The sequence below is a fragment of the Streptomyces sp. SID14436 genome (assembly GCF_010548465.1).
Lineage (GTDB): Bacteria > Actinomycetota > Actinomycetes > Streptomycetales > Streptomycetaceae > Streptomyces.
Window position 1 is genome coordinate 1 of the sequence record NZ_JAAGMD010000681.1, and the last position, 7,631, is coordinate 7,631.

9 protein-coding genes and 1 pseudogene are annotated in these 7,631 nt (G+C 74.0%); 5 read left to right on the forward strand and 5 right to left on the reverse strand.

The genetic code is table 11. From position 1 onward, the window contains the following. Positions 1 to 9: 9 nt before the first annotated feature. The gene (locus G3I53_RS24675; protein WP_164438781.1) at positions 10 to 993 is read right to left on the reverse strand and encodes a helix-turn-helix domain-containing protein; all 984 of its coding nucleotides are present in this window, start codon (positions 991 to 993) and stop codon (positions 10 to 12) included. A 162-nt stretch (positions 994 to 1,155) separates the two neighbouring features. Here G3I53_RS24675 and G3I53_RS24680 point away from each other — a divergent pair, with 162 nt between their 5' ends. Continuing rightward, positions 1,156 to 1,794, forward strand: coding sequence for an HD domain-containing protein (locus G3I53_RS24680; protein ID WP_164336647.1), 639 nt, complete (start codon positions 1,156 to 1,158; stop codon positions 1,792 to 1,794). Here the strand turns inward: G3I53_RS24680 and G3I53_RS24685 are convergent. Continuing rightward, a complete protein-coding gene (locus G3I53_RS24685) occupies positions 1,769 to 2,362 on the reverse strand; it encodes a GNAT family N-acetyltransferase (protein WP_164438782.1) in 594 nt (197 codons plus the stop codon). The genes G3I53_RS24680 and G3I53_RS24685 overlap by 26 nt on opposite strands. Positions 2,363 to 2,432: 70 nt before the next feature. Beyond that, positions 2,433 to 2,942, reverse strand: a complete 510-nt coding sequence (locus G3I53_RS24690) for a hypothetical protein (RefSeq protein WP_164338684.1) — start codon at positions 2,940 to 2,942, stop codon at positions 2,433 to 2,435. Between the two features lie 149 nt (positions 2,943 to 3,091). Here G3I53_RS24690 and G3I53_RS24695 point away from each other — a divergent pair, with 149 nt between their 5' ends. Next, positions 3,092 to 3,967, forward strand: coding sequence for an endonuclease/exonuclease/phosphatase family protein (locus G3I53_RS24695; RefSeq protein WP_164338685.1), 876 nt, complete (start codon positions 3,092 to 3,094; stop codon positions 3,965 to 3,967). 27 nt (positions 3,968 to 3,994) lie between these two features. Here the strand turns inward: G3I53_RS24695 and G3I53_RS24700 are convergent, their stop codons facing one another. Next, positions 3,995 to 4,660, reverse strand: coding sequence for a TetR/AcrR family transcriptional regulator (locus G3I53_RS24700; protein WP_164338686.1), 666 nt, complete (start codon positions 4,658 to 4,660; stop codon positions 3,995 to 3,997). Between the two features lie 183 nt (positions 4,661 to 4,843). On the opposite strand from G3I53_RS24700, the gene G3I53_RS24705 reads away from it, so the two are divergent. Further along, complete coding sequence (locus G3I53_RS24705) at positions 4,844 to 5,962, forward strand: serine hydrolase domain-containing protein (protein ID WP_164338687.1); 1,119 nt, start codon at positions 4,844 to 4,846, stop codon at positions 5,960 to 5,962. A 46-nt stretch (positions 5,963 to 6,008) separates the two neighbouring features. On the opposite strand, the pseudogene G3I53_RS24710 reads toward G3I53_RS24705, so the two are convergent. After that, positions 6,009 to 6,700: pseudogene (locus tag G3I53_RS24710) on the reverse strand (DUF4389 domain-containing protein). Positions 6,701 to 6,919: 219 nt separating this feature from the next. Here G3I53_RS24710 and G3I53_RS24715 point away from each other — a divergent pair. Both G3I53_RS24715 and G3I53_RS24720 read left to right on the forward strand, forming a co-directional pair. After that, positions 6,920 to 7,147 (forward strand): DUF2945 domain-containing protein, encoded by a 228-nt coding sequence (locus G3I53_RS24715; protein WP_164338688.1) that lies wholly within the window; start codon positions 6,920 to 6,922, stop codon positions 7,145 to 7,147. 5 nt (positions 7,148 to 7,152) lie between these two features. Continuing rightward, complete coding sequence (locus tag G3I53_RS24720) at positions 7,153 to 7,485, forward strand: DUF3140 domain-containing protein (RefSeq protein WP_164338689.1); 333 nt, start codon at positions 7,153 to 7,155, stop codon at positions 7,483 to 7,485. Positions 7,486 to 7,631 lie beyond the last annotated feature (146 nt).

Below are 7,631 nucleotides of genomic sequence, written 5' to 3' on the forward strand. Positions count from 1 at the left end.
GGCGCCGCGTCACCGCGGGCCGGGCGCGGCGCCCGCCGTGCGGGCCGACCCCGTGGTGGCGAAGCGCTGACGGTAGGCGCCGGGGGTGGTGCCGAGGTGGCGGCTGAAGACGCGGCGGAGCGTCTCGTCGCTGCCGAAGCCGCTGTGCCGGGCCGCCGAGGTGACGCTGTGGCCGTCCAGGAGCAGCTGCTGGGCCCGCCCGAGGCGCACCCGCTCGACCCAGCGGGCGGGCGTGGTGCCCAGCTCGGTGTGGAACAGCCGGGTCAGATGCCGGGGGCTGACGGCCGCCGCGCGGGCCATGGACGCCAGGTCGTGGCCGGCCGCCGGGTCGGCCAGCACCGCCTCGATCAGGGGCCGCAGCAGGGCGTTCCCGGTGGGCGGGGCGGTGGCGGTGGTGAACTGCGACTGGCCGCCCGGGCGCTGCAGGAAGACGACCAGCTCGCGTGCGATATGGCGGGCCGCGTCCGCGCCGTGGTCGTCCTCGACGAGGGCCAGGCTCAGGTCGATGCCCGCGCTGATGCCGGCGGAGGTGATGAAGCGCCCGTCCCGGACGTGGATCGCGTCCGGTTCGACACGCACCCGCGGGTGGCGCCGGGCGAGGGTCCCGGCGTGCCGCCAGTGCGTGGTGGCCCGGCGGCCGTCGAGCAGCCCGAGGTCCGCCAGCACGAAGGCGCCGGTGCACACCGAGGCGACCCGCCCGGCGGGCGCGGCCAGGGCACAGGCCGTCGCCAGCAGCTCCTCCTCGGCCGGCCGCTCGGCCAGGCGGTCGCCGCCGGCCACGAGCAGCGTGTCGACCGGACCGGCCTCGGCCGCCGTCACCGTGCCGCTCAGCGGCATCCCCGTCGACGTCCTGACCCCGCCGCCGCGCGCGGACACCAGGACCAGGTCGTAGCGGTGGCCGAGCCGGCCCGCCTGGTGCAGGACCTCGGCGGGGCCGCTGACGTCCAGCAGGGTCACCCCGTCGAACACCACGAAACCCACCCGGTGCGTCATGCGCGGGTCACCCCGATGCCGCTCGCCGGACCGCCCGGGCGGGCGGTGCCCCGGCCCCGCGATGTCCGGATCCGAGGACTGTCTGGCAGGAAGGACATGGCGCCATCGTACGGGGCACACGACCCTGGAGGAGGGGCCGAGACGAGGAAGTGGAGAGACGACATGAGTGAGACCGTCGCGGGCGTGCGGATCCCGGACAGCGCGCTGGCCCGGGAGGCGACCGAGCTGGTGCGTGAGGCCGCCTCACCCCTGCTGTTCGACCACTCCCGGCGGGTGTTCCTCTGGGGAGCGCTGCGCGGGCGCGAGCAGGGCCTGAGCTTCGATGCGGAGCTGCTCTACGTCGGGGCGATGTTCCACGACCTCGGCCTGACCGAGCGGTTCCGCCGCACCGACCAGCGGTTCGAGATCGACGGCGCCGACGAGGCGCGGCGCTTCCTGCACGCCCACGGTGTCACCGGCGAGGCGGCCGACCGGGTCTGGACGGCCATCGCCCTGCACACCACCCCGGAGATCCCGCTGCACATGGCCCCCGAGATCGCCCTGGTCACCCGGGGAGTGGAGCTGGACGTGCTGGGGATCGGCTACCCGGCCGTCTCCGACGAGGAGCGGGCCGCCGTGGTCGCCGCGCACCCCCGCCCGGACTTCAAGAACCGGATCCTGGCCACCTTCACGGAGGGCATCAAGGACCGCCCCGACACCACCTTCGGCAACGTCAAGGCGGACGTGCTCGCCCACTTCGTCCCGGGGTTCGTCCGCGGGGACTTCGTCGAGGTCATCAAGAACTCCGCCTGGCCCGAGTAGCCCCCGGGGCAGGCCCGGCGGCCGCGTCGGGCGGTGCCGCGAAGCACCGGACGGTCACCGTGAGCCGGGGACCCCACTCCTGCTCGACCGTGCCCAGCGGCCGCCAGCCCAGCCGCTCGTAGAGGGCCACCGCCGCGGTGTCGGACGCCAGCACGTCGAGCACCGGATGCAGCCCGCGGCGGCGGGCCTCGGCCACCGCCTGCGCCATGAGCAGCGCGCCGATGCCCCGGCCGCGGGCCCGCGGGTCCACGAACAGCCGGCCGACCACGGCGGCCGCGCCGGCGTCGGCACCCGTAGTACGGGCACTCCACAGCCCGGGGGCCGCGTCCCCCGCTCCGCTGCGGGACAGGGCGACGTGGCCGGACACCCGGCCGTCGCTCTCGGCCACCCAGGCCGAGACGAGCGCCCCGCCGGTGAGCCACGCCCGGGGCGACGGCGGCCAGTTCACCGGGTAGCCGTCGCTCCGGTGCACCGCCCCGAGCACCCGCACGCACGCGCCCAGGTCCGGCGGGGTCCGCCGGCGGACGACGGGAGGGGTACCGGCACCGGAAGCGCTTCCCCTCTGCATGGCGGCATGGAAGCATCCACGCGGCCCCCGTGGCCACGGACTTTCCCCGCCGTCCGCCGTGCCGGAGCCGTCAGGCGGCCTCGTGGATGACCAGCTTGAACTCGGCCAGCACGATGTCGCGCGCCACCCCGGCGTCGTGGGTGGCGCGCAGCGCCAGGGGCACGGCCGGATCGACGAAGATGCCCCACTGCTTGGTCCAGCACTGCATGCCGGGGCTCGGCGGCCGGTGTTCCGTCGCCGTGGTGTCGTTGGGCGAGGGCGTGAGCCCCAAGGGGTCGCGGACGAACTGGTCCCGCAGTTCGTCGTAGCTGCCGGCCTCCCACTGGATCATCGCGTACAGCGTGCCCCAGCCCGCGGTGCTGGGCCATATGAGCCCCGACCGGTCGTCGGTGTCCCAGCTGGTGACCACGTAGCCGTCCGGCTGGTTGACCTGGTGCATGGTGAACCGGTCGCTGGACTCCGCGGAGCCGAACGGGAACCGGACGACGGTGTACGGGCTGTTGGCGGGTATCGACTGCGGCGTGGCCCGCTTGAGCGAACACACCTGCACTCCGGATGCTGCGGTTGCGTCGATGGACATGCTCCAGGCATGCCCAGCACGAACCGATTCGATGTCAACTCGGCTGGTTTGAGGGGAAATCCGCGCGGCTCGTGTCCACCGCCGCGCGGCTTGGTGCCGCGCCTGCGGAGCGGGGGCGGCCCGCGCGTCACCCGGCCCCGTGCGGCACGATGGAGTCGGCGACGGTGGTCCGCACGGAGGAGGCGACGGTGCTCGGCAGGGGGACGCGGTGGTTCGCGGGCGGCGTGATCCTCGCCTGTGCCGTGCTGGCCGGTCCCAGTGCCCCGGGCGGCAGTCTCTTCGCGGGCCACCCGTCGGCCCCGGACGGCCGTGAGACCGTCCCGAACCGGGTCATGACGTGGAACCTGTGCAATCCCTGCGACACGGCCAACGTCGACCGGGCGGCGGAGATCGCCCGGTACGCGCCCCAGGTCGTCGGCCTGCAGGAGGCCTGCGTACGCGACGTCGAGGCCGTCCGGGACCACCTGGAGCGGCTGCACGGCCTGGACTACCACGTCGAGTACGGGCCGGTGCTCCGCAACTGGAGCCGCTGCGGGGGAGTGCCCTGGCGCCCGGGGCAGTTCGGGCAGGCCGTTCTCTCGGCGGCGCCGATGACGGACCCCGTCACGGTGGAGTACCCGGACGGCGGTTCGGAGGACCGCGGTTACACGGCCGTCACCACCACGGTGGGCGGCCGGACCGTCCGTGTCTTCAACACCCATCTCGCCGAGCGCCGTCAGGAGGAGGTCCGGGCGGAACAGGCCCGCGTGCTCGCCGCCGCCGTCGCGCGGCACGACCGTGCGATCGTCCTCGGCGACCTCAACGCCGTGCCCGACGCGCCCGAACTGGCCGGGATCCGGGAACTGGCCGAGGACGTGGACCCGCACTGCGGCCCCCTGCCCGCCGGCACCTGCGAGCCGACCACCGACTGGCACAGCAAGTTCGACTACGTCCTCCTGCGGGGTCTGGCCCCGCTGCGGCACCGGGTCCAGGCGTCCGCGTACTCCGACCACCACCTGCTGTACGCGGACGTCGAGCCGGCCTGAGACCAGCCCCCGCCGTCCCGGGCGCCGTCAGCGGGCGGCCGTGACCGCGGCCTCGATGTCCGCGAGGTGGGCGCCGAGGATCTCCTCGAACGCCGCGGCGCGGTCCGCGCCGAGGGGACGCACCTCGCGGGCGAAGTGGGCCAGCGCCGGGAAGCGTTCGGGGTCCGCGCCGAGCACCGCGACACGGAACAGCTCCATGCCCTGCTCGTGCTCCTCGGCGCCGACGCTGCCGACCGCGGCCTCGGAAGCGATCAGCGAGACGATGAGGACCGCGAGCCGGTGATACCGCACCGGGATCTCCTCCTCGGGCAGTCCCGACGCGCGCAGCGCCTGCAGCACCTCTTCCATGACGAGCCGGGAACCGGTCCCGCCCGAGGCGTACCGTGCCCAGACCGCCGCCAGCTGGGGCTGCCGGCCGAAGGTCTCGCGCACCCGCAGGGCCAGCGAGGTCAGGCGCTGCTTCCAGTCGCCCTCGGGACGGTGGTCGTCCATGGCGCCGAGCAGGATCCGGTCGGCGACCGCGCGCAGCAGTTCCGTCTTGCTGCGGAAGTGCCGGTAGAGGCTGGAGGAGTCGGTGCCGAGCACCGCGGCCAGCTTGCGCACGCTGAACGACTCCGCGTCGCTCTCCGCGCGCAGCAGATCCGCCGCCGCGTCCAGGATCTCCTCGCTCGACCAGCGCCTTCTGGCTGCCATGCCACTCCCTTCGCCGACCTCATCCTAAGCCATGCGCTTGGTGTTGCACGCACCGCGTGCATAATGGAGTGCATGGCGGCCGCACCGGCTGCGGCAGGCGGACGGCGCACGCCGTTCCCCGTCCCGTCCCCGGGCCGGAGGCGCCCGCCCGAGTCCGCCCCGGACGTACGAAAGGACCAGCACATGACGAACCGACTGGACCCCGCGGCCCTGGACACCGCCCTGGAAGCCGTGCACCGGGCCGGGATACCGGGCCTGTTCGCAGAGGTGCGCGACGGCGACCAGGTGTGGCGCGGCGCCGCGGGAGTCGCCGACCTCGACACCGGCCGCCCGGTCACCCCGGATCTGCGGCACCGTGTCGGCAGTGTCACCAAGACCTTCACCGCCGCCGCGGTCCTGCGGCAGGCCGAGGCCGGCCGGATCGACCTCGACGCACCCGTCGGGCAGTACCTGCCGCACCTGGTGCCGGGGCCGCGCGGCGAGACGATCACCGTCCGGATGCTGCTGAACCACACCAGCTCGCTCGCGGAGTACCTGCCGTACGCCTATCCGTCGCTCAAGGCGTTCCCCGCGCTCGCCGAGACCGGGCCCGAGAGCCTGGAGGAGCACCGTCTGACACGGTTCGCGGCGGCCGAGCTGATCGGGATGGGGGTCGACGCGCCCGCCGTCGGCTCCCCGGGAGGCACCCCGGGGCTGTACTCCAACACCAACTACCTGCTCCTGGGCCGGTTGCTGGAGGAGGTCACCGGCAGCACCGCCGAGCAGTGCATCACCCGTGACGTCATCGAACCCGCCGGGCTCCGGCACACCGGGTTCCCCACCGGGCCGTCCGTCGACGGGCCGCACTCACGGATGTACGAGGAGTGGTTCGGCATGATCGACCCGCCGCGCGACCACAGCGTCCACGACATGTCGTGGGTGGGCCCCGCGGCCTCCCTGATATCGACCGTCCCGGACCTCAACCGCTTCTACCGCCTGCTGCTGGCCGGCGAGATCGTGGGCACCGACTCGCTGACGGAGATGCGGCGTACCGTCCCGGTCGTGTCCCAGGAGGGCCGGACGATCGACTACGGCCTCGGCCTGCACCCCACGGCGACCCCCGGCCAGGACACCTTCTGGGGCCACGGCGGCACGGTCTGGGGCGCCGGGACCCTGTCCATGACCCGCGCCGACGGTCAGCGGCAGATGTCCGTGGCGGTGAACCTGCAGCGGTGGAACCGGCTCGACTCCGCCGGCCGGCCGCGGCCCCACCCCATCGACGAGGCGCTCGCCGCCTTCCACCACCTGGCGATGTACGGCTGACCGCCACGGGCCCGGCCCGGGAGCAGGACCCGGACCGGGACACCAGTCACGGCAGGGCGTCCGGTTCCCGGCCGCCCTGGTCCAGCCGGAAGGGCGGGTAGACGTCGGTGAGGAGAGCCGCGTAGGCCGCCACGCGCAGCACCCAGCGGTTCAGCCCCAGCAGCAGGTCGAACAGGCCGCGCGGATATTGGCCGGTGAAGGCCAGGGCGATCCCCACGAACAGGGTGAGCAGACCGATCAGGCCGCCCGAGAACCAGGCCATCCGGGCGCCGCCGAGGAAGAAGCCCAGGACCAGGTAGTGCGGTACGGCCAGCAGCCACCACTTCACCAGGACGAGACCGCGGGACAGCTCCTGCGGATAGGCGATGTCCCAGTGCGCCGGGTAGTCGGGGACGTCGGCGAGGGTGAACGGGGGATAGCGGTCGGTGCCCAGCGCCCCGTAGGCGTAATACGCCACGCGCCAGTTCCAGCGGAGCACGCCGGTGTGCTGAAGTCGAACAGCGGACGCGGGTAGCGGCCGGTGAAGAGGATCGCGAAGAAGGCGACGACGCCCACCCCGACGAACGCCACCCACAGGAACAGCAGCACGACGTAGTGGGGGAGGGCCAGGAGCCACTTGACCAGCCACAGCCAGCGGGACAGCGGGGTGTCCGGCTCGGCGGTCAGCCGGGCGGGATGGCCCGGCGGCGTGGTCGCGCCGGGCGGCGGCCCGGGGCGGGGGACTTCGTGCGCGCCCATGGTGACCGGTCCCTTCGGGGAGTCCGGCGGCGAGCACCAGCCGCGGCCCGTGGTCGCCGTTGTCCTCCTTCCAGCGTGGTGGAATCCCTCGCGGCCCGCACGGGCTGGAAGCGCCGCGCACCCGGCCGGGCGGGCCGCCCGCCGATCTGCGGACCGGCCGCGGAGCCCTCAGTGTGGAAGGCAGGAGCGGGCGTCCGTCCCGCGGTGAGGGAGCACGCCATGGCGAAGGGCCGCAGTGGGGGCAGGAAGCTCAAGAAGGGCGACGAGGTCGCCTGGAGCAGTCACGGCAGTGAGGCGGAGGGGAAGGTCGAGAAGGAGATCACCGAGCGCACGGAGGCCGCCGGGCGGACGGTGGACGCCTCCCCGGACGATCCCCAGTACCAGGTGCGCAGCGAGAAGTCGGGCCGGTCCGCGGTGCACAAGCCGTCCGCGCTGCGGAAGAAGTGACGGCCATGGACGAGGCCGGGCGGAAGGAGACCTGGGAGGAGTTCGGCGAGCTGGTCAACATGAAGCCCGCCGAACTGGAGAAGTGGCTGGCCACGGACGAGTCCCGGGACGCCGGGGAGCACAAGGACGGCGGTGAGTCCACCGGCCACGCCTCCGGCCGCCGCATCGTCGAGATCCTCCGCGCCGGGAAGGGCGACCTCTCCGACGACGACTACCGGCACATGCGCAAGGTCGTCGGCTATGTCCGGCGGCACCTCGCCCAGCGGCCCCAGGGGGACGTGCGCGAGAGCCGCTGGAGGTACTCGCTGATGAACTGGGGACACGACCCGCTGGCCTGACCGGGTCGTGGCCCCGGTCGGCCCGCCCGGACCTACGGGGACCCGGGTCCGCGCACCGGGAGTCCCGCGTGACGGCGCCCGGCGCGCCACCGGGCGGCGGCGACCACGGCGAGCACGCCCAGACCGCCGGCCAGACCGCCGGCGGC

Bases quoted from the DNA above. Each gene is read 5' to 3' on its own strand.
- G3I53_RS24675 (WP_164438781.1), bottom strand. From the start codon at position 993: ATGACGCACCGGGTGGGTTTCGTGGTGTTCGACGGGGTGACCCTGCTG.
- G3I53_RS24680 (WP_164336647.1), top strand. From the start codon at position 1,156: ATGAGTGAGACCGTCGCGGGCGTGCGGATCCCGGACAGCGCGCTGGCC.
- G3I53_RS24685 (WP_164438782.1), bottom strand. From the start codon at position 2,362: ATGCAGAGGGGAAGCGCTTCCGGTGCCGGTACCCCTCCCGTCGTCCGC.
- G3I53_RS24690 (WP_164338684.1), bottom strand. From the start codon at position 2,942: ATGTCCATCGACGCAACCGCAGCATCCGGAGTGCAGGTGTGTTCGCTC.
- G3I53_RS24695 (WP_164338685.1), top strand. From the start codon at position 3,092: ATGGAGTCGGCGACGGTGGTCCGCACGGAGGAGGCGACGGTGCTCGGC.
- G3I53_RS24700 (WP_164338686.1), bottom strand. From the start codon at position 4,660: ATGGCAGCCAGAAGGCGCTGGTCGAGCGAGGAGATCCTGGACGCGGCG.
- G3I53_RS24705 (WP_164338687.1), top strand. From the start codon at position 4,844: ATGACGAACCGACTGGACCCCGCGGCCCTGGACACCGCCCTGGAAGCC.
- G3I53_RS24715 (WP_164338688.1), top strand. From the start codon at position 6,920: ATGGCGAAGGGCCGCAGTGGGGGCAGGAAGCTCAAGAAGGGCGACGAG.
- G3I53_RS24720 (WP_164338689.1), top strand. From the start codon at position 7,153: ATGGACGAGGCCGGGCGGAAGGAGACCTGGGAGGAGTTCGGCGAGCTG.